The sequence below is a fragment of the Streptomyces ferrugineus genome (assembly GCF_015160855.1).
GTDB classification, from domain to species: Bacteria; Actinomycetota; Actinomycetes; order Streptomycetales; family Streptomycetaceae; genus Streptomyces; species Streptomyces ferrugineus.
This window is the reverse complement of the sequence record NZ_CP063373.1, coordinates 3,178,578-3,201,255: the sequence shown is the minus strand read 5'-3', so window position 1 is coordinate 3,201,255 and position 22,678 is coordinate 3,178,578. Positions and strand designations below refer to the sequence as shown.

Here is a 22,678-nt window from a genome sequence, read left to right as displayed (position 1 = left end):
CGCTAGCCCCTCAGCACCGCGCCCGTACGCTCACCCGCGAGGGCGATCGCGGCGTCCCTGGCCGCCGAGGCCTCATCGACGGTCAGCGTCCGGTCCCCCGCGCGGAAGCGCAGGGCGTACGCCAGCGACTTCTTCCCGTCACCGAGCTGCTCGTCGTTGACGTACACGTCGAACAGCCGGATGTCCTCGAGGAGTTCACCCGCGCCCGCACGCAGCGCGGCCTCGACCTCCGCGGCCGGCACCGGCTTGTCCACCACGAGGGCGACATCCTGCGTGGCCACGGGGAACGTGGAGATGCTCGGCGCCTGCGGCGTGCCGTCGCCGACCTGCTCCAGGGCGTCCAGGTTGAGCTCCATCGCACAGGTGCGCGCGGGCAGGCCCAGCGCCTTCAGCACCCGCGGGTGCAGCTCACCGGCATGGCCGACGACCTGCTCGGCGCCGTCCACGGTGATCGCCAGCGCGGCGCACCGGCCCGGGTGCCACGGCCCGTACTGACCGCTCCGCACGGTCAGCTCGGCCCCGGCCTCACGGGCCACGACCCGCGCCGCCTCGATCGCGTCGGCCCAGTCACCGGCACGGCCCCTGCCCCACCAGCCGGCCTGCTCGCGCGCGCCGGCGAGGACGGCGGCGACGTGCCGCGGCTGCTCCGGCAGCACGGCGTTGAGCGCGGCGATCTCCTCGTCGGTCGGGCGGCGGTCCACCGGCAGGTGCCCGGCGGCGCTGCGCTCCGCACGCGGCTGGAAGACCAGGCCCGTCTCGAACAGGGCCAGATCGTGCGAACCCCGCCCGTCATTGCGCCGCAGGGCGCCGAGCAGCCCCGGCAGCAGCGACGTACGCAGCGCGGGCTCCTCGTCGTTGAGCGGGTTGACCAGCTTGACGACACGGCGGGCCGGATCGTCGGCGGCCAGGCCGAGCTGGTCGAAGACCTGCTCGCTGACGAACGGGTAGTTCGGCGCCTCGACGAAGCCGGCCCCGGCCAGCGCGCGGCCGACCCGGCGGTGCAGTCGCTGCCGGTGGGTCAGACCGCGGCCGGACGGCGGCTTGGGCAGCGTGGAGGGCAGGTTCTCGTAGCCCTCCAGGCGAATGACCTCTTCGGCCAGGTCGTTCGGCTCGAGGAGGTCGGGCCGCCAGGACGGCACGGTGACGATCAGCTCGTCCTGCCCGTACACGTCGCAGCCGATCTCCTGCAGTCGCCGTACGACGGTCTCGCGGCCGTACCGGACGCCCGCGACCTTGTCCGGGTGGTCGGCCGGGGTGGTGACGCTGTGCGGTGCCGACGGCGTGATGACCTCGGTGACGCCGCCTTCGGCCGTGCCGCCGGCCAGCAGCACCAGCAGGTCCACCGTCCGCTGGGCCGCCGCGGCGGCCGCCGCCGGGTCGACACCGCGCTCGAAGCGGCGGGACGCCTCGGAGGACAGCTTGTGGCGGCGGGCCGTACGCGCGATCGACACCTGGTCGAAGTGCGCGGCCTCGATGACGACGCCGGTCGTGGCGTTCTCCAGGTCGTCGTGGTCGGCGATCTCCGTGTCGGCGCCGCCCATGACACCCGCGAGGCCGATGGGCCCACGCTCGTCGGTGATGACGAGGTCCTCGGCGTGCAGCTTGCGCTCGACGCCGTCGAGGGTGACGAGCTTCTCGCCCTCCTCGGCCCGGCGCACGCCGATGGTGCCCTGGACCAGGTTGCGGTCGTAGGCGTGCAGCGGCTGGCCGAGCTCCATCATCACGTAGTTGGTGATGTCGACGGCGAGCGAGATCGGGCGCATGCCGACCTTCTGCAGCCGGCGCTGCAGCCAGATCGGGGAACGGGCGTCGGGGCTGAGGCCGGTCACCGTGCGGGCGGTGAAGCGGTCGCAGCCGATCGGGTCCGAGACCTGCACCGGGTAGCCGAAGGCGTTCGGGCCGGGAACGTCCAGCAGCGCGGGGTCGCGCAGCGGGAGGCCGTAGGCGATGGCGGCCTCGCGGGCGACGCCGCGGATGGACAGACAGTCGCCGCGGTTGGCGGTGACGGCGATGTCCAGGACGTCGTCGACCAGTTCGAGCAGCTCGATGGCGTCCTTGCCGACCTCGGTCTCCGGCGGCAGCACGATGATGCCGTGGGTGCCGTCGTCGCCCATGCCCAGCTCGCCGCTGGAGCAGATCATGCCGTGCGAGACACGGCCGTAGGTCTTGCGGGCGGCGATCGCGAAGCCGCCGGGCAGCACGGCGCCCGGGAGGACCACGACGACCTTGTCGCCGACCTCGAAGTTACGGGCGCCGCAGATGAGTTCCTGGGGCTCGCCGGTGCCGTTGGCCCGGCCGACGTCGACGGTGCAGAAGCGGATCGGCTTCTTGAACTCCGTCAGCTCCTCGATCGTCAGCACCTGGCCGACCACGAGCGGGCCCTTGAGGTCGGCGCCGAGATGCTCGACGGTCTCGACCTCAAGACCGGCCGAGACCAGCTTCTCCTGGACGTCGCGGCCGGTTTCCGTCGCCGGCAGGTCGACGTACTCCCGCAGCCAAGAAAGCGGGACCCGCATCAGATCTCCATCCCGAACGGCCGGGTGAACCGGACGTCACCCTCGACCATGTCTCGCATGTCTTCGACGTTGTGGCGGAACATCAGCATCCGCTCGATGCCGAACCCGAAGGCGAAGCCGCTGTACTTCTCCGGGTCGACACCGCAGGCCGTGAGCACCCGCGGGTGGACCATGCCGCAGCCGCCGAGCTCGATCCAGCCCTCGGAGGAGCAGGTGCGGCAGGGCCGGTCGGGGTTGCCGACGGACTCGCCGCGGCAGACGTAGCACACCATGTCCATCTCGGCGGACGGCTCGGTGAACGGGAAGAAGTTCGGCCGCAGCCGGGTCTTCATGCCCTCGCCGAACAGCGACTGGACCATGTGGTCCAGGGTGCCCTTGAGGTCGGCCATGGTCAGGCCCTCGTCCACGGCGAGCAGCTCGACCTGGTGGAAGACCGGGGTGTGCGTGGCGTCCAGCTGGTCGGTGCGGTACACGCGGCCGGGGCAGATCACGTAGACCGGCAGTTCGCGGTCGAGCAGGGAGCGGATCTGCACGGGCGAGGTGTGGGTGCGCAGCACGATGCCGGAGTCGCCGGAGCCGGACCCCGCGGCGGAGCCGCTGTTGGATGCGGTCTCGACGAAGAAGGTGTCCGCCTCACCGCGCGCGGGGTGGTCCGGGCCGATGTTGAGGGCGTCGAAGTTGAACCACTCGGCCTCGACCTGCGGGCCCTCGGCGACCTCGTAGCCCATGGCCACGAAGATGTCCTCGATGCGCTCGGAGAGCGTGGTGAGCGGGTGGCGGGCGCCGGCCGGTACGCGGTCGTAGGGCAGCGTGACGTCCACGGCCTCCTCGACCAGCACCCGCTGGTCGCGCTCGGCCTCCAGTTCGGCCTGGCGGGCGGCGAGGGCCTTGTTGACGGCGCCCCGGGCCTGGCCGACGCGCTTGCCGGCCTCGGCCTTGGCGTGCGGGGGCAGGGCGCCGATCTCGCGGTTGGCCAGCGCCAGCGGGGAGGTGCCGCCGGTGTGGGCGACCTTGGCCTCCTGGAGCGCGTCGAGGGAGTCCGCGGCGGCGAAGGCGGCGAGCGCCTCGTCCCGCATGCGCTCGATCTCTTCCGGTTTCAGTGCCTCGACCTCGACAGGGTCGTACGACTTATTGGGTGCCGACATCTCTTCCCGTGCTTCCGATTGGCTGGCGGATGGTCCCCGTACCGACTCGTGGACAGTGCGTCAGCGTTTTTGGGACACAGCGTCCTGGTTTTTGGGACACAAAGGTGCCAAAGGCCGAGTCTAACGGGGTTGAGGAACGCGAATGCGCCCGTGGTGCCTCAGGCCATGAAGGCCGGTGCCGCCACGGGCAACGTAAATCGGAACTGTGCGCCGCCGCCGGGGGCGCGGCCGACCGTGATGGTGCCGCCGTGGGCCTCGACGATGCCCTTGACGATGTAGAGCCCGAGGCCCGTGCCGCCGCGCTTGCTGCCCCGCCAGAAGCGGGTGAAGACGCGGTTCATGGACTCCTCCGGGATGCCGGGCCCCTCGTCGCTCACCGTGACCGACGTGCCGGTGTCCTCGCCTTCGCGGGGGGACGCCGTGGCCGTGATGTCAATGGTGACCGTTCCGTCGCCGTGCCGCACGGCATTTTCGATGAGGTTGCTGAGCACCTGGTCGATCTTGTCGGGGTCGGCCCACAGGGCGGGCAGGGGTTGCTCCAGGCGCAGCAGGAACCGGTCGGCGGGCTGTCCGGCGGCGACGTACGCCTGGATGTGCCGCCCCACGGCCGCCCCGATGTCGACGGGCTGGCGCCGCACCTCCAGCCGCCCGCTGTCGATCCGCGAGATGTCGAGCAGCTCGGCGATGAGCCGGGTGACGCGGTCGGCGTCGGCGTCGACGGTCTCCAGCATCAGCCGCTTCTGGTCGTCGGTGAAGCGTTCCCACTTGGCGAGCAGGGTGGCGGTGAAGCCCTTGACGGAGGTGAGCGGGGAGCGCAGCTCGTGGGCCACGGTCGCGATCAGCTCGGCGTGGCTGCGCTCGGTGCGGCGGCGGGCCTCGGTGTCGCGCAGGGAGACGACGACGCGGTGCACGGGCCCGGTCGGCTCGGTGCGGACGTAGCGTGCGCAGACGAGCACCTCACGGCCGCCGGGGAGGAGGAGGTTGCGCTCGGGCTGCCGACGCCTGATGGCCAGTCCGCCGTAGGGGTCGGTGAGCTGCCACCAGCGCCGTCCGTCCAGGTCCTCTAACGGCAGGGCCTTCTCCAGCCGCTGCCCGAGGGCGTCGGTGGCGCGGACGGCGGTGATCCGCTCGGCGGCGGCGTTGAAGCAGATGACGTGCCCCTGCTCGTCGGCGACGACGAGGCCGTCGGGCAGGTCGTCGGGATCGAATCCGGGCTCGGCACGATCACCGGGCCGGGACGTGGACGGCCGCGGCACCTGACGTGCTCCCGGTGCGCCGCTCGTGCCGACACTCATCCCCGTACCCCACCTCTCACCACGGCTGAGGGGCCCCCGAGCTGGTCACCCTACTAGTTCTCGGTGACGCTGCGGCACCCTGCGGAGGCGCGCTGTGCACGGGCCGACGCGTAGAGACATACGGCGGCGGCGGTGGCGAGGTTCAGGCTCTCGGCCTTTCCGTGGATCGGGACGCGCACGACGGCGTCGGCCAGCGCGCGGGTCTCCTCCGGAAGCCCCCACGCCTCGTTGCCGAACACCCAGGCCGTGGGCCCGCCCATGGTGCCCTTGTCGAGCTCGTCGTCCAGATCGTCGGTCCCGGCGCCGTCGGCGGCGAGAATCCGCACCCCGGCGTCCTTGAGCCCCGCCACGGCCCGCTCGACGGGCACGCCGACGGCGACCGGCAGATGGAAGAGGGAGCCGACGGAGGCCCGTACGGCTTTCGGGTTGTAGAGATCCACCGACGCGTCGGTGAGGACGACGGCCTCGGCCCCGGCGGCGTCGGCGCACCGCAGCACCGTCCCGGCGTTCCCGGGGTCGCGCACATGCGCGAGGACGGCGACGAGTCTGGGCCGGGCGGCGAGGATCTCCTCGAAGGGGGTGTCGATGAACCGGCAGATCCCGACGAGCCCCTGCGGCGTGACGGTGGTCGAGATGTCGGCGATCACCTGCTCCTCGGCGAGGTGCACGCGCGCGCCCGCGTCCCGGGCCTCCCCGACGATGTCGGCGTACCGCTCCGCGGCCTCGACGGTCGTGAACAGCTCGACGAGCGTCGACCCGTACCCGGCCGCCTCCCGCACGGCCTGCGGCCCCTCGGCGAGGAACAGCCGCTCCTTGCCCCGGAAGTTCCGCTTGGCGAGCCGCCGGGCGGCGGAGACGCGGGGGGAACGGGGGGAGATGAGCTCGGGGGTGGCGGAGGGCATGCTCTTCACTTTCGATAGCTACTTTCCACTGCCCGACGACAACGGACCCGCGGGCAGATCCCACGGGTCCGTTCAGTCACGTCGGCTCAGGCCAAGCGCAGCGCTCACGCAGCCTTGGGGGCGTTGACGTCGCTCGGCAGCGCCTTCTGGGCGACCTCGACGAGCGCGGCGAACGCGTTCGCGTCGTTGACGGCCAGCTCGGCCAGGATCTTGCGGTCGACCTCGACGTTCGCGGCCTTCAGACCCTGGATGAAGCGGTTGTACGTGATGCCGTTGGCGCGGGCAGCGGCGTTGATGCGCTGGATCCACAGCTGACGGAAGTCGCCCTTGCGCTTCTTGCGGTCGTTGTAGTTGTAGACCAGCGAGTGGGTGACCTGCTCCTTGGCCTTGCGGTACAGGCGCGAGCGCTGACCGCGGTAGCCGGAGGCCTGCTCGAGGATCGCCCGGCGCTTCTTGTGGGCGTTGACTGCCCGCTTGACGCGTGCCACTTGTTAACTCCTTGTAGCGGGGCCGCGGTTGGACTCACACGGCCCGGTATCGATTGGGTCCCGGTCCAGACGTACGGCGCTCACTGGGGGCGCCGCTCACGTCACTTGCCGAGAAGCTTCTTGATCTTCTTGGCGTCGCCCGGGGCCATCTCGGCGTTGCCGGTCAGGCGACGCGTCAGACGGGACGACTTGTGCTCGAGCAGGTGGCGCTTGCCGGCGCGCTCACGGAGCACCTTGCCGGAGCCGGTGACCTTGAAGCGCTTGCTGGCACCGCTGTGCGACTTGTTCTTCGGCATAGCGCCGTTCTCTCCTCGTCAGTGGCGCTCCGATGCCCGGTCGTGAAACCGGGCACGGTGGAGCGTCGCTCTTGTATCGGTTACGTCCTGGGGACTGGTGTCCCCCGGGATCACGCCTCGGCGGAAGCCTCGGCAGGGGCCGCGGCGCTCTCGGCGTCCGCGGCGTTCTGCGAGCGGCCGGGGTTGGCCTTCGCTTCGGCCTTGCGGGCCTCCTGCGCCTGGCGGGCCTCGGCCATCGCCTCGGTCTTCTTCTTGTGCGGACCGAGAACCATGATCATGTTCCGGCCGTCCTGCTTCGGGTTCGACTCGACGAACCCGAGGTCCTGGACGTCCTCCGCGAGACGCTGCAGCAGTCGGTAGCCCAGTTCGGGACGGGACTGCTCGCGACCACGGAACATGATCGTGATCTTGACCTTGTCGCCCTGCTTGAGGAACCGGACGACGTGACCCTTCTTGGTGTCATAGTCGTGCGGGTCGATCTTCGGCCGGAGCTTCATCTCCTTGATGACCGTGTGCGCCTGGTTCTTGCGCGCCTCACGGGCCTTCATGGCCGACTCGTACTTGAACTTCCCGTAGTCCATGAGCTTGCACACGGGCGGACGGGCGTTCGCCGCTACCTCGACGAGATCGAGGTCGTACTCCTGGGCAAGCTCCAGTGCCTTGGCCAGCGGGACAATGCCCACCTGCTCGCCACTGGGACCGACAAGTCGCACCTCGGGAACGCGAATCCGGTCGTTGATGCGGGGCTCGGCGCTGATGGATCCTCCTCGGTTAGCACCACGCGACGGTCTGGCGGACAGCCGCGTATGTCTCTTTTCGATAGACCTAACCGCGCCGAAGCAGAAAAAATGCCCCGGACGATCACAGGCGGGGCTCCAAACACTTCCGGAGCACCGCCGCGATGATCGCGGGGCGCGCTTTCGGGCGACTCCATCGTCCGTACGGAACGATGGTGGCCGCCTGACCGGGTGACCCGCCGTCCCCAGGGACAGCCAGGTGGGAGATCGGAGCCTCCACTTGTGGGCTGAGCACATACATGTCCAGCCGGTCGTTCCACAAGGCTAGCAGCTGGCCGGGGGCGGCGCGAACCGGCGTGCACCGGGGCCTATCGTGTGAGGCATGAGTGACACCCCTCCTGAGTCCGCTGGTTCCCCCGACTTCGACGCCATGACCCGCGACATCGCCGAGGTCCCGGCGGTCGAGGTGATCGTGACGGTCGCCGTCAACCTGATGAGCGCCGCCGCCGTGAAGCTCGGTCTGACCGAGGAGGGCGACAAGCACAAGGACCTGGACGAGGCCCGCAAGCTGGTGCACGCCCTCGCCGGACTGCTCGACGCCAGCGCCACCGAGATCAGCTCCTTCCACGCGGCGCCGCTGCGCGACGGCCTGAAGTCGCTGCAGCTCGCCTTCCGCGAGGCATCGATCGTCCCGGACGAGCCGGGCCAGGGGCCGGGTGAGAAGTACACCGGCGCGATCTACGGCTAGGGGTGGTTTGAAAGTCCAGTGCGGTGCCCGTGGTGTTCGGTGCGTGCCGGGCGCCACGGGTGCTGTGCGGGACTTTCAAACCACCCCCTAGGTCATCCGCGTACGTACAGGGGCTCGCCCGGTGGCGTCGTCCCGGCCGGCAGAAGTGCCAGGTCGAGGCCGCGCACCAGGCGGGCCCTGAGTGTCTGGTCGGCGGCGAGACGGTCGGCGACGGCGCGGGCGGCCTCGGCGGGGGCGGCGGACTCCTCCAGTACGAGGGCGAGGATGCCGTCGGCCTGTCCGGGCCCGAGGTGGGCGCGCAGCACGGCGGGCTCGGCGGCCACCGCGGCCCGTACCGCCTCCCGCACGGCCGGGTCGGCCAGCGGGTCGGTCGTCGTACGCCCCTCGGCGAGCGCGAGCAGGGCGCGTCCCGTCAGCTCGTACGGCACCGGCCCGGCCATGTCCAGTACGACCGTGTCCGCCTTCTCGTGCGCCGCGGCCTGGAGGGCCTGGTGCAGGGGTACGGCGACGGGGCGGGCCGCCGGGTCCCAGCGGGCCAGGGAGTCGGTGGAGGTGAAGGCGGGCAGGGCGGTGCGATCGCCGGCCTTGAGGGTGGGGACGGCCATGTCGCTGGTCTTCTCGCGGCGCAGCCCGTTCTCGTCCTCCTCGACCTCGCCGAGCACGGCGACGACCGGGACGAGCAGCCGGGCGCCCTTGAGGGCCTGAAGGACCGGGCCCTCGGCGGTGCGGTCCTCGGCCCAGGCCGCGAGCGCGGCGCTCAGCCGGGGGTCGGCGGAGCCGTCGTCGTCGGAGAAGGGGGAGTCGGGAATGTTCTTGTTCGCCACGGTCACCGACCCTATCGGGGGGATGCTGCTGGGCTTGTGCGGCCCCGGAAACCGGGCCGTGACACCCGCCCCCGGGATCCCGACTTCTCTGACACACATCTAACGTCCGTCTAACGGCACGCACAGACAGCGCCCCGACGATCGCGGGCATGGAGTCCTCCGCAGCCCTCCGCCGCCGTCGGCTGGTGCCGTCGTACGCCGCGCTCGCCTTCGTCGTCATCGTCGGCGCCGCGGCCACGGGGACCGTTTACGTGCAGGCTCAGGCGCACCCGGGCGGCGACGCCGTATCGTCGGCGGCGACGCCGTCGGCCTCGGCGTCGGTTTCGGTCCGCGCGGGTGGGGAGGCTTCGGTGGAACCGGTGGCAGAGCCGACGGTGGACCGCGACGCGCTGCTGGCCGGGGCCGTGGAGTCGGTGACCGTCGAGGACGGCGCCAGGATGTCGGTGGCGGCGCTGGATCTGGAGTCCGGTGCGAGGGCCGGCTACGGGGACGGCAGCTTCGACACCGCGAGCATCGTCAAGGTCGACATCCTGGCCGCGCTGCTGCTCCAGGCTCAGGATGCGGGGCGTGAGCTCACCGCGGTGGAAGAGTCGTACGCCGCCGAGATGATCGGCACCAGCGACAACACCGCCGCGTCGGCCCTGTGGCGGGCGATCGGGAAGGCGGACGGGCTCGACGAGGCGAACGAGCGCCTCGGGCTCACCGACACCGAGGGCGGCGACGGCATGTACTGGGGGCTGACACAGGCCACCGCCGCTGATCAACTCACCTTGTTGGGGCAGGTGTTCGGAGATGACTCGGCGCTGAGCGCAGGCTCGCGCGCGTATCTCCAGGGGTTGATGGGGCGGATCGCGGTCGACCAGCGGTGGGGGGTGTCCGCCGCGGCCGACGGCTCCGCATGGGCGTTGAAGAACGGCTGGCTGCCGCGCACCGCCACCGGGCTGTGGGACATCAACAGCATCGGGCGGGTGACGGTGGACGGCCACGACTGTCTGGTGGCCGTGCTCTCCGACGGCAACTCCACCAGGACGAAGGGCGTCGCGCTGGTCGAGGCGGCCGCACGAGCGGCGGTGTCGGTGGTCACCGGGGAGGCCGTGTCCGGTTCTGCGGCCGCCGCGGCATCCGCCGCCTCGTAGCGGACCGGGCGGCTAGAAGCCGAAGCGGCCGCGGCGGCCCCGCAAGACCACGACCGCCGACACCAGCAGCAGGCCGCCGGCGCTGCCCGCGACCCACGCGGTCCAGCTCGTCCCGTCGTCCTCGGACGCGGCGGCGTCGGGGCCCGGGCCGAAGTACTCCTCGCCGTACGCCGCTGCCTTCAGGTCCGTCGGCCGCATGCCGGAGGCCTTCTTGATGGCGGCGGCCGGGTCGATGAAGCCGTAGCCGCGGGAGTCGTCGCGGCCGTCGGCGGGGGCGTTGCGGGCCGTGTCCTGAAGGAGCTTCTTGATCTGCGCCGGGGTCAGGTCGGGGTGGGCGGCCTTGACCAGGGCCACCGCGCCGGAGACGAAGGCGGCCGCGGCGCTGGTGCCCCAGCCTTCGTAGTACTTGTGGTCGGGGTCCGCGATGACGACGTTGACGCCGGGGGCGCTGACCGTGGCGTACCAGCGGCGGGTGGAGAAGGAGGCGCGGGTGCCGTAGCGGTCGACGGCGGTCGCGGCGATGACGCCCGGGTAGGCGGCCGGGTAGGAGATGTGGTCGCCCTTCTCGCCGCCGTTGCCGGCCGAGGCGACGACGACGGCGCCCTTCTTCAGGGCGTACTGGACGGCCTCGTCCTCGCCGGCCTCGGGGTGGGCGGACTTGGAGTCGTCGCCGAGGGAGAGGTTGATGACGTCGGCGCCGTGGTCGGCGGCCCAGCGGATGCCTTCGGCGAGGGCGTTGCCGCGGGTGCTGCGGGCCCTGGCGCGGGCCGGGTCGCCGTCCTCCAGGATGACGCGGACGGGGAGGATCTTGGCCTCGGGGGCGATGCCCATGACGCCGTCGCCGTTGCCCGGGCCGTGTCCGTGACCGGCGATGATGCCGGCCATCGCGGTGCCGTGCCGGGCCCAGGCGCGGTCGCCGCGCTCGGCGCCGAAGCCGACCATGTCCTTGCCTTCGAGGACGTTGCCGGCGAGGTCGGGGTGGTCGTCCTCGACGCCGGTGTCCAGGACGGCGACGGTGACGCCCTCGCCCTTGGTGGTCTGCCAGGCCTCCTGGGTGTTCATCGCCTCCAGGGCCCACTGCTGGGCGCGGATGGAGTCGGCGTGCGCGACGGTGGGGGGCAGGAGGGCGAGGCAGGCGCCGAGGAGGACGGCGAGGGGGCCGGTGCGGCGGGTCATGAGGCTCTTCACGCCCCTGGTCACGGAGCGGGTCGCCGCGCTGTTCACGGCTGTGCTCGTGGCGCGGTTCGTGCCGGTGTTCATGACGACTGCTCCGGGGACGGGCCGACGTTCTTGCGCAGGGCGCGTTCGACGCGGTCGGCGAGGCCCTGTGCCTCGTGGCCGAGGCCGGCCTGGGCCACGGCCGTGGTGGCGCCGGACTCCATGGCCTCCTTGGCGGGCTGGGGGTCGTCGACCGTGCGGTCGTCGGCCCAGCCGGAGACGGAGTAGACCACGACGGGGGCGTCGGTGAGCACGGAGAGGGTCCAGGAGGCGCGCTGCTCGTCGCCGAATCCGGCGGCCAGGGTGCCCTTCGCGGCGTACGGCCGCGGCATCAGGTCCGTACGGCGGTCGAGGCCCTCCTTGGCGAACCGGGAGTCGAGTGAGCGCATCGCGGCGGCGTCGGCCTTGGTGAAGAGCAGGCCGACGGTGGTGACATAGCTCTGGGTGGCGTCGGTGTAGGTGGCGCGCAGGAGGCGCTCACAGCCGACCGGGGCGAGGGCCTCGCGCAGCAGCGGGTCGAAGGCGTCCGCGCAGCCGGTGTCCGGCGCGACGGCGATCCGCGTCCAGATGCGGTCGGCGCCGCCGGGACCAGCCCCCTTGCCGATCACGGTGGGCGGGAACAGCCCGTCGACGGGGACGCTGTGCCACAGCGTGCCGGCCGTGGCGAAGGTGTCCTGCGAGCCGCCGTCACCGGGCTCGCCGAGCAGCCAACTCCCGGTCACGGCCCCGCCGATGAGCCCGATGCCGAGCACGACACACGCGGCGGCCGCGGCGATCCGGGGCCGGATCCGCACCCCGAGGGGCCGCGGCCTCGCCTGCTGGTCGTACCCCTCGGGCTCCCCGAACGACACGACGGGCCGCCCGGAACCCGGCGGCGCCATCGGGGCGCTCCAGGAGAGGGACGGGTCGGGAGAGAACGCGGCAGCCGAGTGCGACAGGTCCCGGGAGGAGCCGGCGGGTGCCGATGCCCCGTACACGTCTCCGGCCGGGGGCACAGCCGCCCCGTACCCGTCTCCACCCGAGGGTGGCGCCTGCGGGGGGCGCATCGGGGGCAGGGGTGCGGAACGGACTCGGTGCGCGCGGTCGGCGGGGGCGGTGCTCGGGCGGGGAGGCGTGCCGGCGGGACCCGGTCCGGTGGCGGTGCCCGGCTGGGGCGGCGTACCGACGGAACCCTGCGCGGGGGCACTGCCCGACCGGGGCGGCACACCCCCGGAACCCGGCCCAGAGACCGGGCCCGACCGGGAAGACGTACCCACAGAACCCTGGGCGGGGGCGTTTCCCGGACGAGGCGGCACACCCCCGGAACCCGACCCAGAGACCGGGCCCGACCGGGAAGACGTACCGACGGAACCCTGCGCCGAGGCACTGCCCGACCGAGGCGGCACACCCGCAGAACCCGACCCGGAAACCGGGCCCGACCGGGAAGACGTACCCACAGAACCCTGGGCGGGGGGGTTTCCCGGACGAGGTGGCGCACCCGCGGAACCCTGCGCGGGGGCGTTTCCCGGGCGAGGTGGTGGGCTCGCAGAGGGGTGCCTGGTAGCGGCGGTGCGCTGTGGAGGCATGTCCGCAGAGGCGCGCTGGGGCGGTGTACCGGCGGGGCCGGACGTGGTGCGCGGCCCACTGGGCGAACCCTGCGCGCCGGTCGGCCGGTTGCCGGTGTCGGGTGACGGGTTCGCGGGGATCGGGCGGAGGCGGAACGTCGACTCCGCGGCGGTCTCGGCGGGGGCGCTCACTCGGCCGGTCGGGCGGGGCGGTGTGCCGGCGGCCTCGGGGCGCGGCGAGTCGCCGGCGTCCGTGCGCCCTGCCACGGGCGGTGTGTCCGGGAAGCGGGCCGAGGCTCGGGGCGGGGGCGGGGCGTCGGCTCCGGGGGACGGGATGCGTGCGCTCGGGTGCGGCCGGGTGCCGCGCGGCGCGGTCGTCCGTCCCTCCGGCGAGCCGTCCATGGGGTCCGGCCTCGTGCCGACGCCGCCAGGCACCGTGCCCTCCGTTCGCGCGGCCTCGCCGGCCGTGTCCTCGTCCCGTCCGTCGCCGACGGTCGGCGGTGTCGTCGGGCGGGGCGGAGCGGATGGCGGAGGGGGCGTGGTGGGGCGTGGTGGGATGGGGGCGCGCCGCGCTTCCGTGCTCATGCACCCCCCGTTTCCCTGTGCCCGGGCCCGTCCTCGTGCGCGGGCCGCCGTCCCGTTTTTCCGTCTGCCCCGCCCGGCACGGACTCCTCCGACCAGGCACGCATACCCGCACCGGGGGCGCGTCATCCCGGCGCGACGGCGCGGCCGAGGACGTCCCCACATGCGTGCGCGTCACTCTACGGGTTGAACCTGCGCGAACGGGAACCAGTCCACGACCCCGTGCACATCTGCCCGGAACGTCCCCCTACCCTGCGGTAATCCCGTCTGGCAGGCTGCGTTCATGACTGCGCGCGCCGCTGACCGGGCCCGTTACGACCGGGCCACCGCCCATCTCGACGCCCCTCTCGCGATCGTTGACCTGCACGCCTTCGACGCCAACGCGGACGATCTCGTCCGCCGGGCCGGCGGGAAACCGATCCGCGTCGCCAGCAAGTCCGTACGCTGCCGGGCACTGCTGGAACGCGTGCTCGCGAAGGACGGCTTCGCGGGCGTCATGTCCTTCACCCTGGCCGAATCGCTGTGGCTGGCGCGCTCCGGGTTCGACGACGTCCTGCTCGCCTATCCGTCGGCCGACCGCGCCGCGTTCGCCGAGCTGACCGGCGACCCCAAGCTGGCCTCCGCCGTCACCGTGATGATCGACGACCCGGCACAGCTGCGGCTGATCGACGGGTCACGCAACGGCGGCCGGGAAGTGGTCCGGGTCTGCCTGGAGTTGGACACCTCGCTGAAGCTGCTGGGGGGACGGGTGCGGGTCGGCGCCCGGCGTTCGCCGCTGCACTCCCCCGCCCAGGTCGCCGACATGGCCCGTGCCGTCGCCCGGCGGCCTGGGTTCGAGGTCGTCGGGATCATGGCGTACGAGGGGCACATCGCCGGGGTCGGGGACGCGGTGGCCGGGCGGCCGGTGCGGTCGCGGGCCGTACGGCTGATGCAGGCTGCCGCGCGCCGCGAACTCGCCGAGCGGCGGGCCGAGGTGGTGCGGGCCGTGCGGGCGGTGGTGCCGGGGCTGGAGTTCGTCAACGGCGGTGGGACCGGCAGTGTGCAGTTCACGGCCGCCGAGGACGCCGTGACGGAGATCGGCGCCGGGTCGGGGCTGTACGTCCCCCGGCTGTTCGACAACTACACGTCCTTCAGCGGGCGTCCGGCCGCCCTGTTCGCCCAGCCGGTGGTGCGCAGGCCCGGCGTCGGGGCGGTGACCGTCCTCGGCGGCGGGTATCCGGCCTCGGGTGCGGCGGGGCCCGACCGGCTGCCGGTGCCGTATCTGCCCGAGGGGCTTCGGTACGACCCCCAGGAGGGGCCCGGCGAGGTGCAGACGCCGCTGCTCGGCTCCCCCGCCGACGATCTGCTGATCGGCGACAAGGTGTGGTTCCGGCACGCGAAGGCCGGTGAGCTGTGCGAGCGGTTCGACGCGCTGCATCTCGTCGAGGGCGACTCGGTGACGGCGACGGTGCCGACGTATCGCGGCGAGGGCCACACGTTCCTGTAGCTCAGCGGGCCGGCCGGATCCCCTTGGTGAAGCGGTCCATGTCGGCCAGCGGCGGCCCGTCCTCGCCCGCGTCGAAGACGTAGCGGACGACGACCGGCGACTCGGTGCCGACGCTGGAGCGGAACGCGAGGGACTGGACGTAGCCGCCCGGTCCCTCGGCCGTCGTGACCCGCCAGCGCACGAAGTAGCCGGAGCGGCCCGCCACCGAGACCGGGCCGGACCCGACGACCTTGTGGGACTTGATGCCCCCGAAGGGGCTGCGGCCGACGAGGTCGCGGTCGTAGGCGTCGTCGGCCGCGTCCTGGATGTCCGCCTTGGCGATCGCCTCGGGGGACGTCCCGTCGTCCGCGGACGCCGTGCGCGAGATGACCTTGCCGCGCCGGCAGTAGCCGAAGTCGGCGGGGCACTCGTAGGTGCCGTCGGTGGTCACGAGGACGTTGGCCTCGGCGAGGTTGCGCGGTCTGACCCAGCCGTTGAGCAGCGGCAGGGTGAACCCGTTGAGCTCGTCCGTGACGACGAGCGGGTCGTCGGCGGAGGGCTCGGAGGCGGTCTCGGTCGGGGTGGGGGTCTCGGAGGCCGACTCGCGCTGCGCGGGCTCCGAGGTCGCGAGCGTGGGCGCGGTGTCCACGTCCGCGCCCCCGTCGTCCTCGCGCAGGACGATCACGCCCGTGACGATCGCCGTGAGCAGGACGGCCCCCGCGGCGATCAGGGCGACGACCTTGGGCGTCCGCCCGGAGGCAGGGCCGGCGGCCGGCGGTCCGGGCGTCGTCGGCGCGGTCGCCGGCGGCCCGTAGGCCTGCGGGCCGGGCGTCGGTGCCGGCTGTGCCGCGTCCTCGGGGGCGCGCCGGTGCTCGGTCCAGGCCGTGCCGTCCCACCAGCGCTCCAGGTGTGGGGCGGAGGGGTCGCGGTACCAGCCGGGCGGGGGCGTCATGCTCATTCCGGAAACTGTAGAGCGGCCTACAGCGGCGTGACGTACGCCCCCGCGATTCCGCCGTCGACCAGGAAGTCGGTGGCGTTCACGAAGGAGGAGTCGTCGCTGGCCAGGAAGGCGACGGCGGCGGCGATCTCCTCGGCCTCGGCGAAGCGGCCGACCGGGATGTGCACGAGCCGGCGTGCGGCGCGCTCCGGGTCCTTGGCGAACAGCTCCTGCAGCAGCGGGGTGTTGACCGGTCCCGGGCACAGGGCGTTGACCCGGATGCCGTCGCGGGCGAACTGCACGCCCAGTTCACGGGACATGGCCAGCACGCCGCCCTTGGAGGCGGTGTACGAGATCTGGGACGTGGCGGCGCCCATCCTCGCCACGAAGGACGCCGTGTTGATGATGGAGCCCTTGCCCTGCCGGCGCATGTAGGGGATGGCGGCCTTGCAGCACAGGTAGACGGAGGTGAGGTTGACCTCCTGGACGCGCTTCCAGGCCTCCAGGCCGGTCTCCAGGATGGAGTCGTCGTCGGGCGGCGAGATGCCGGCGTTGTTGAAGGCGATGTCGACGCTGCCGTAGGTGTCGTACGCGGTCCTGAACAGCGCCTCGACCTGCTCCGGGTCGGTGACGTCGACCTTCACGAAGATCCCGCCGACCTCCTCGGCCGTGGTCTTGCCGCGCTGTTCGTCGACGTCGCCGCAGACGATGTGCGCGCCCTCGGAGGCGAGCCGGCGGGCGGCGGCGAGGCCGATGCCGCTGCCTGCTCCGGTGATGACGGCCGTACGGCCGACGAGTCGACGGCACACAATTGCTTCGGTCACTGTGCGGGACCCTCCGTGCTGATGAAGACGTTCTTTGTCTCGGTGAAGGCGGTCAGGGCGTCCGGGCCGAGCTCGCGGCCGATGCCGGACTGCTTGAAGCCCCCGAAGGGGGTCCAGTAGCGGACGCTGGAGTGGGAGTTGACGGACAGGTTGCCCGCGCGGACGGACTGGGAGACGCGCAGGGCGCGGCCGACGTCCCGGGTCCAGATGGAGCCGGAGAGGCCGTAGTCGGTGGCGTTGGCGAGGGCGACGGCCTCCGCCTCGTCCTCGAAGGGGAGGACGACGGCGACGGGGCCGAAGACCTCCTCGACGGCCACGCGCGCGTGTGCGTCGACGCCGGTGAGGACGGTGGGCGGGAACCAGAAGCCGGGGCCCTCGGGGGCCTTGCCGCGGATGCCGTCGAGGTCGTCGGTGACGTAGGAACGGACCCGGTCCAGCTGGGCCTTGGAGATGAGCGGGCCCATGTCGGTCTTCGCGTCGGCGGGGTCGCCGACGGTCACCGCCTCTATGGCGGGGCCGAGCAGTTCCATGAAGCGGTCGTGGGCGGAGCGCTGGACGAGGATGCGGGTGCGGGCGCAGCAGTCCTGGCCGGAGTTGTCGAGGAAGGACATGGGCGCGGCGGCCGCGGCCGCTTCCAGGTCGGCGTCGGCGAAGACGATGTTGGGGCTCTTGCCGCCGAGTTCGAGGGTGACGCGCTTGAGCAGCGCCGACCCCTTGGCCAGCACCTGTTTGCCCACGGCCGTCGACCCGGTGAAGACGATCTTCGCGACACCCGGGTGCTCGACGAGGGCGTTGCCGGCGACGGGGCCGTGGCCGGGCAGGACCTGGAACAGGCCTTCGGGAAGCCCCGCCTCCAACGCCAGTTCCGCCAGCCGCAGGGCCGTCAGCGGGGTCGTCTCGGCGGGCTTGAGGAGGACGGCGTTGCCGGCCGCGAGCGCCGGGGCCGTGCCCCAGGCCGCGATCGGCATCGGGAAGTTCCAGGGCGCGATGACGGCGACGACGCCGAGCGGTTCGAGGACGGTGACGTTCAGGCCGCCGGGGACCGGGATCTGACGGCCGGTGAGCCGTTCCACTCCCCCGGCGGCGTAGTCGAGCAGATCGCGGACGTTGCCCGCCTCCCAGCGGGCGTTGCCGACGGTGTGCCCGGCCTCGCGCACTTCCAACCGGGCGAGTTCTTCGAGGTGGTCGTCGACGGCGACGGCGAACCGGCGCAGCAGCCGGGCGCGTTCGCCGGGGGCGAGGGCGGCCCACGCCGACTGGGCCTTCGTGGCGCGTACGACGGCGGCGTCCACGTCGGCCGCGGTGGCGGCCGGGACGGTGGCGACGATCTCTTCGGTGGCCGGGTTCAGTACCTGGAGCTGGTCGGACAAGAAGGGCCTCACATGCGTTCGAAGGAGCGGCGCAGCTCCCAGTCGGTCACCGCGGCGTCGAAGGCGTCCAGCTCGACGCGCGCCATGTTGCGGTAGTGGGCGACGACCTCGTCGCCGAAGGCGGCCTTGGCGATCGGGCTGTTCTCCCAGAGTTCGGCGGCCTCGCGCAGGGTCGTGGGGACGTGCTCGAAGCCGGCGGTGTAGGCGTTGCCGGGGCAGGGCTCGGGCAGCTCCAGCTTCTGCTCGATGCCGTACAGGCCGGCGGCGACGAGTCCGGCGACGGCGAGGTGCGGGTTGACGTCGCCGCCGGGGAGCCGGTTCTCGAAGCGCATCGAGCGGCCGTGGCCGACGACGCGCAGCGCGCAGGTGCGGTTGTCGTGGCCCCAGGCGACGGCGGTCGGGGCGAAGGAGCCCGGCTGGAACCGCTTGTAGGAGTTGATGTGGGGGGCGTACAGCAGCGAGAAGTCCCGCAGCGCGGCGAGCTGCCCGGCGAGGAAGTGGCGCATGACGTCCGACATGCCGCCCTCGCCATCCCCGGCCATGGCGTTGTCGCCCGCCGCGTCCGCGAGCGAGAGGTGGATGTGGCAGGAGTTGCCCTCCCGCTCGTTGTACTTGGCCATGAAGGTGATCGAGCAGCCCTCCTGGGCGGCGATCTCCTTGGCGCCGGTCTTGTAGATGGCGTGCTGGTCGCAGGTGACCAGGGCCTCGTCGTACTTGAAGGCGATCTCGTGCTGCCCGGGGTTGCACTCGCCCTTGGCGGACTCGACGGTGAGCCCGGCGCCCGCCATCTCGTTGCGGATACGGCGCAGCAGGGGCTCGATCCGCCCGGTCCCGAGCACCGAGTAGTCGATGTTGTACTGGTTCGCCGGTGTGAGCCCTCGGTAGCCCGCGTCCCAGGCCTGCTCGTAGGTGTCCTTGAAGACGATGAACTCCAGCTCGGTGCCGACGTTCGCGGTGTATCCGAGTTCGGCGAGGCGCTCGAGCTGGCGGCGCAGGATCTGGCGGGGCGCGGCGACCACGGGCGAGCCGTCGCTCCAGGCGAGGTCGGCGACGAGCATGGCCGTGCCGGCGTTCCAGGGCACGCGGCGCAGCGTGGCCAGGTCGGGGTGCATGGCGAAGTCGCCGTAGCCGCGGTCCCAGGAGGACATGGCGTAGCCGTCGACGGTGTTCATCTCGGTGTCGACGGCGAGCAGGTAGTTGCAGCCCTCGGTGCCGTGGTGGAGGACCTCGTCGAGGAAGAAACGGGCGGCGAACCGCTTGCCCTGCAGTCGCCCTTGCATATCGGGGAAGGCCAGGACGACAGTGTCGATCTCACCGCCGGCGACGAGGGCGTGCAGCTCCTCGACGCTCAGCGGGGGTGTGCGGTCTGCCACGGGAGAGCCTCCTTGGGCTACTTCGGTCAGCCGGAAGCCATAAGGTATTGCGCAGGACCATTGATTGGGAAGGGGGTCCGACCACATGTCGCAGACGGGCACGGAGCACGGGGCGCCCGAGGCCGACGACCGGCTGACCTCGGTGCTGCGGCCGGTGCGGGCCGGCAATGGTTTCGAGGAGGCCCTGGAACAGATCCTCCAGGTGGTGCGGCTCGGCCTGGTGCCGGGCGGCGAGCGGCTGCCCGCCGAGCGCGAGCTGGCGGACCGGCTGGGGATCAGCCGGGTGACGCTGCGCGAGGTGCTGAAGGTGCTCCAGGACCAGGGGCTGGTGGAGTCCCGGCGCGGTCGCTACGGCGGCACGTTCGTGCTGCCGCGCTCCGAGACGCCCGGCGAGGAGGAGCTGCGCCGCCGACTGAAGGGCATCGACGTGGAGGACGCGCTGCGCTTCCGCGAGGTGCTGGAGGTGGGCGCGGCCGGGCTGTGCGCCACGCACGGGCTGGACGAGGAGCAGGCGGACCGGCTGCGCGAGGCGCTGGCCCGCACCCACGACGCCCCGCTCGCCGAGTACCGCCGTCTGGACACGCTGCTGCACCTGACGCTGGCCGAGCTCTCCGGCTCCCCGACCCTCACCGCGCAGTACGCGGCCGTACGGGCGACCGTGAACGACCTGCTCGACTGCATCCCGCTGCTCGTGCGCAACCTGGAGCACTCCCAGCGCCAGCACACCGCGCTGGTGGAGGCCGTGATCGAGGGCAACGCCGAGTGCGCGCGCGAGGTCATGCGCGAGCACTGCGGAGGTACGGCGGCACTGCTGCGCGGGTTCCTCGGATGAGTGTGGATTTACGGACGCTTAACGCACGGGTATTGCCTTCCCGGCGCCGACACCGCAAAGGTATGGATCCATTCCTTTGAACCGGGGCTCGGTGGACCCCACCGCGCCCGGAATACAGATCCGTGTCCGCCGCCCCGTGGGGAGTCGTGCCCATGTCCCTGGAATCCACCAGTACACCCACCTCCGCCTCAGAGGCGGACGCCTATCTGGAGCGCAGAGCGCTGCGCCGCGGCAGCGCCGGCTGGGTGCTGCTGACCGGTCTCGGCGTCGCCTACGTCGTCTCCGGCGACTTCTCCGGCTGGAACTTCGGCCTCGCCGAGGGCGGCTTCGGTGGCCTGGCGATCGCCATGGTGCTGATGGGCGCCATGTACTGCTGCATGGTCTTCGCCCTCGCCGAGCTGTCCGCGATCCTGCCCACGGCCGGCGGCGGCTACGGCTTCGCCCGCAGGGCCCTCGGCCCGTGGGGCGGCTTCCTCACCGGCACGGCGATCCTCATCGAGTACGTCCTCGCCCCCGCCGCGATCGTCATCTTCATCGGGGACTACGTCGAGTCGCTGGGCCTGTTCGGCCTGGAGTCCGGCTGGCCGATGTACCTGGTCTGCTTCGCGATCTTCCTCGGCATCCACCTCTGGGGCGTGGGCGAGGCGCTGCGCTTCAGCTTCGTGGTCACCGGCATCGCGGTGGCGGCCCTGATCGTGTTCGCGCTGACGGCGCTGCCGGACTTCTCGTTCTCGGCCCTGGACGACATCCCGGTCGACACCTCGGCGGCGGGATCGAGCTCTTGGCTGCCCTTCGGCCTGCTCGGCATCTGGGCGGCGTTCCCCTTCGGGATGTGGTTCTTCCTGGGCGTCGAAGGGGTGCCGCTGGCCGCCGAGGAGACCAAGGAGCCGGCCCGTACGCTGCCGAAGGCGATCCGCTGGTCGATGGGCATCCTCGTGGTGCTGGCCGTGGTGACCTTCTTCGCGGCGGCCGGCGCACGCGGCTCGGCGGCGATCCAGGAGGCGGGCAACCCGCTGGTGGAGGCGCTGCAGCCGGACGGGAAGGCTACGACGCTGAGCCGCATCGTGAACTACGCGGGCCTCGCGGGCCTCGTGGCCTCCTTCTTCTCCCTGATCTACGCGGGCTCACGCCAGCTCTTCGCCCTCTCCCGCGCGGGCTACCTGCCCCGCTTCCTCTCCCTGACCAGCCGCCGCAAGGCGCCGTACCTGGGCCTGCTGGTGCCCGGCACGATCGGCTTCCTGCTGGCGGCGGTGTCGGGCAACGGGGCGCGGATGCTGAACATCGCGGTCTTCGGCGCGACGATCTCGTACGCCCTGATGTCCCTGTCGCACATCGTGCTGCGCCGCCGCGAGCCGGAGCTGGCGCGGCCGTACCGTACGCCGGGCGGGGTGCTGACGTCGTCGGTCGCGCTGGTGCTGGCCTGTGCGGCGCTGGTGGCGACGTTCCTGGTGGACGTGACGGCGGCGCTGATCGCGCTGGTGGTGTACGTCGTGGCGATCGGGTACTTCGGCCTGTACAGCCGTAAGCGTCTGGTGGCGAAGGCTCCGGAGGAGGAGTTCGCGGCGCTGGCGGCGGCCGAGGCAGAGTTGGCACGGGACTGAGGCGTCGACAGTGCGGCGCGGAGAGTGAGGGAGTCGCTGTGACCAGGCCGCTGATCGGGATCAGCACCTATCTGGAGTCCGGTGCGCGCTGGGGCGTGTGGGAGCTGGAGGCGGCGTTGCTGCCGGTCGGCTATCCACGGCTGGTGCAGCGGGCGGGCGGCCTCGCGGCGATGCTTCCACCGGACGACCCGGAGTACGCGGCGGCGGCCGTGGCCCGGTTGGACGGGCTGGTCATCGCGGGGGGACCCGATGTGGAGCCGGTGCGCTACGGCGCGGAGCGCGAGCCCCGCACCGGGCCGCCGGCGCGGGAGCGGGACGCGTGGGAGCTGGCCCTGATCGACGCGGCGCTGGCGGCGGGGGTGCCCCTGCTGGGCATCTGCCGGGGCATGCAGCTGTTGAACGTCGCCCTCGGCGGCACGCTCGTGCAGCACATCGACGGGCACGCGGAGGTGGTGGGCGTCTTCGGCAGCCATGCCGTGAAGCCGGTGCCGGGGAGTCTGTACGGCGAGCTGGTGCCGGAGGAGACGTCCGTGCCGACGTATCACCACCAGGCCGTGGACCGTTTGGGCGAGGGTCTTGTGGCGTCGGCGTACGCGGCGGACGGAACGGTGGAGGCGCTGGAACTGCCGTCCGGGGGGTGGGTGTTGGGGGTGCAGTGGCATCCGGAGATGGGGGAGGATGTGCGGGTGGTGCGGGGGCTGGTGCGGGTCGCCGCCGGCGGCTGACGGCAGGATCGCGCCCCCGCCGCCCCTACCCATTCCCGTCCCCCAGGGGCTCCGCCCCTTCGACCCCGCCAGGGGGCTCCGCCCCCTGGACCCCCGCTCCTCAAACGCCGGAGGGGCTGG

General features: G+C 72.3%; 20 protein-coding genes. 6 read left to right on the top strand and 14 right to left on the bottom strand.

The window, feature by feature from the left end; translation table 11 throughout:
• Nucleotides 1-2 precede the first annotated feature (2 nt).
• The 7 genes from pheT to infC form a co-directional block, all read right to left on the bottom strand.
• Nucleotides 3-2,516: a phenylalanine--tRNA ligase subunit beta gene (pheT, locus tag IM697_RS14610; RefSeq protein ID WP_194048119.1), complete on the bottom strand. Its 2,514-nt coding sequence runs from the start codon at nt 2,514-2,516 to the stop codon at nt 3-5.
• Nucleotides 2,516-3,661 (bottom strand): phenylalanine--tRNA ligase subunit alpha, encoded by a 1,146-nt coding sequence (pheS, locus tag IM697_RS14605; RefSeq protein ID WP_194048118.1) that lies wholly within the window; start codon nt 3,659-3,661, stop codon nt 2,516-2,518. Before pheS ends, pheT begins: the two co-directional genes overlap by 1 nt.
• Before the next feature lie 158 nt (nt 3,662-3,819).
• Nucleotides 3,820-4,956 (bottom strand): sensor histidine kinase, encoded by a 1,137-nt coding sequence (locus IM697_RS14600; RefSeq protein ID WP_194048117.1) that lies wholly within the window; start codon nt 4,954-4,956, stop codon nt 3,820-3,822.
• A gap of 53 nt (nt 4,957-5,009) precedes the next feature.
• Complete coding sequence (locus tag IM697_RS14595; protein WP_194048116.1) at nt 5,010-5,858, bottom strand: TrmH family RNA methyltransferase; 849 nt, start codon at nt 5,856-5,858, stop codon at nt 5,010-5,012.
• 104 nt (nt 5,859-5,962) lie between these two features.
• Nucleotides 5,963-6,346: a 50S ribosomal protein L20 gene (gene rplT / locus IM697_RS14590; RefSeq protein WP_006141703.1), complete on the bottom strand. Its 384-nt coding sequence runs from the start codon at nt 6,344-6,346 to the stop codon at nt 5,963-5,965.
• A 101-nt stretch (nt 6,347-6,447) separates the two neighbouring features.
• Complete coding sequence (rpmI, locus tag IM697_RS14585) at nt 6,448-6,642, bottom strand: 50S ribosomal protein L35 (protein ID WP_007829094.1); 195 nt, start codon at nt 6,640-6,642, stop codon at nt 6,448-6,450.
• A 110-nt stretch (nt 6,643-6,752) separates the two neighbouring features.
• Complete coding sequence (gene infC, locus IM697_RS14580; protein ID WP_194049709.1) at nt 6,753-7,400, bottom strand: translation initiation factor IF-3; 648 nt, start codon at nt 7,398-7,400, stop codon at nt 6,753-6,755.
• Nucleotides 7,401-7,761: 361 nt separating this feature from the next.
• Here infC and IM697_RS14575 point away from each other — a divergent pair, with 361 nt between their 5' ends.
• Nucleotides 7,762-8,127: a DUF1844 domain-containing protein gene (locus IM697_RS14575; protein ID WP_194048115.1), complete on the top strand. Its 366-nt coding sequence runs from the start codon at nt 7,762-7,764 to the stop codon at nt 8,125-8,127.
• 92 nt (nt 8,128-8,219) lie between these two features.
• Here the strand turns inward: IM697_RS14575 and IM697_RS14570 are convergent, their stop codons facing one another.
• Nucleotides 8,220-8,951 (bottom strand): SseB family protein, encoded by a 732-nt coding sequence (locus IM697_RS14570; RefSeq protein WP_194048114.1) that lies wholly within the window; start codon nt 8,949-8,951, stop codon nt 8,220-8,222.
• A gap of 149 nt (nt 8,952-9,100) precedes the next feature.
• Between IM697_RS14570 and IM697_RS14565 the strand changes: the two genes are divergently transcribed.
• On the top strand, nt 9,101-10,087 hold the full coding sequence (locus tag IM697_RS14565) for a serine hydrolase (protein WP_194048113.1): 987 nt from the start codon (nt 9,101-9,103) through the stop codon (nt 10,085-10,087).
• Between the two features lie 12 nt (nt 10,088-10,099).
• On the opposite strand, the gene mycP is transcribed toward IM697_RS14565, so the two are convergent.
• Both mycP and IM697_RS14555 read right to left on the bottom strand, forming a co-directional pair.
• Nucleotides 10,100-11,263: a type VII secretion-associated serine protease mycosin gene (gene mycP, locus IM697_RS14560; RefSeq protein WP_228044950.1), complete on the bottom strand. Its 1,164-nt coding sequence runs from the start codon at nt 11,261-11,263 to the stop codon at nt 10,100-10,102.
• A gap of 80 nt (nt 11,264-11,343) precedes the next feature.
• Nucleotides 11,344-12,186 (bottom strand): hypothetical protein, encoded by an 843-nt coding sequence (locus IM697_RS14555; protein ID WP_228044670.1) that lies wholly within the window; start codon nt 12,184-12,186, stop codon nt 11,344-11,346.
• Between the two features lie 1,528 nt (nt 12,187-13,714).
• On the opposite strand from IM697_RS14555, the gene IM697_RS14550 reads away from it, so the two are divergent.
• Nucleotides 13,715-14,917: an amino acid deaminase/aldolase gene (locus IM697_RS14550; RefSeq protein WP_194048111.1), complete on the top strand. Its 1,203-nt coding sequence runs from the start codon at nt 13,715-13,717 to the stop codon at nt 14,915-14,917.
• A gap of 1 nt (nt 14,918) precedes the next feature.
• Here IM697_RS14550 and IM697_RS14545 read toward each other — a convergent pair whose 3' ends face one another.
• From IM697_RS14545 to IM697_RS14530, 4 genes are read right to left on the bottom strand one after another with little or no spacing between them, the layout of a single operon-like run.
• On the bottom strand, nt 14,919-15,848 hold the full coding sequence (locus IM697_RS14545; RefSeq protein ID WP_194049707.1) for a DUF2510 domain-containing protein: 930 nt from the start codon (nt 15,846-15,848) through the stop codon (nt 14,919-14,921).
• 26 nt (nt 15,849-15,874) lie between these two features.
• Nucleotides 15,875-16,657, bottom strand: a complete 783-nt coding sequence (locus tag IM697_RS14540; protein WP_194048110.1) for a 3-oxoacyl-ACP reductase — start codon at nt 16,655-16,657, stop codon at nt 15,875-15,877.
• Nucleotides 16,654-18,027 carry an aldehyde dehydrogenase family protein gene (locus IM697_RS14535; protein WP_228044668.1) on the bottom strand — a complete coding sequence of 458 codons (1,374 nt, stop codon included), beginning with the start codon at nt 18,025-18,027 and terminating at the stop codon, nt 16,654-16,656. Before IM697_RS14535 ends, IM697_RS14540 begins: the two co-directional genes overlap by 4 nt.
• Before the next feature lie 8 nt (nt 18,028-18,035).
• Nucleotides 18,036-19,400, bottom strand: coding sequence for a glutamine synthetase family protein (locus IM697_RS14530; RefSeq protein WP_194048108.1), 1,365 nt, complete (start codon nt 19,398-19,400; stop codon nt 18,036-18,038).
• Between the two features lie 85 nt (nt 19,401-19,485).
• On the opposite strand from IM697_RS14530, the gene IM697_RS14525 reads away from it, so the two are divergent.
• The 3 genes from IM697_RS14525 (at nt 19,486) to IM697_RS14515 (ending at nt 22,558) form a co-directional block, all read left to right on the top strand.
• Complete coding sequence (locus IM697_RS14525) at nt 19,486-20,232, top strand: FadR/GntR family transcriptional regulator (protein WP_194048107.1); 747 nt, start codon at nt 19,486-19,488, stop codon at nt 20,230-20,232.
• 152 nt (nt 20,233-20,384) lie between these two features.
• Nucleotides 20,385-21,833 (top strand): ethanolamine permease, encoded by a 1,449-nt coding sequence (gene eat, locus IM697_RS14520; RefSeq protein ID WP_194048106.1) that lies wholly within the window; start codon nt 20,385-20,387, stop codon nt 21,831-21,833.
• Between the two features lie 50 nt (nt 21,834-21,883).
• A complete protein-coding gene (locus IM697_RS14515; protein WP_194049706.1) occupies nt 21,884-22,558 on the top strand; it encodes a gamma-glutamyl-gamma-aminobutyrate hydrolase family protein in 675 nt (224 codons plus the stop codon).
• The last annotated feature ends 120 nt before the right edge of the window (nt 22,559-22,678 follow it).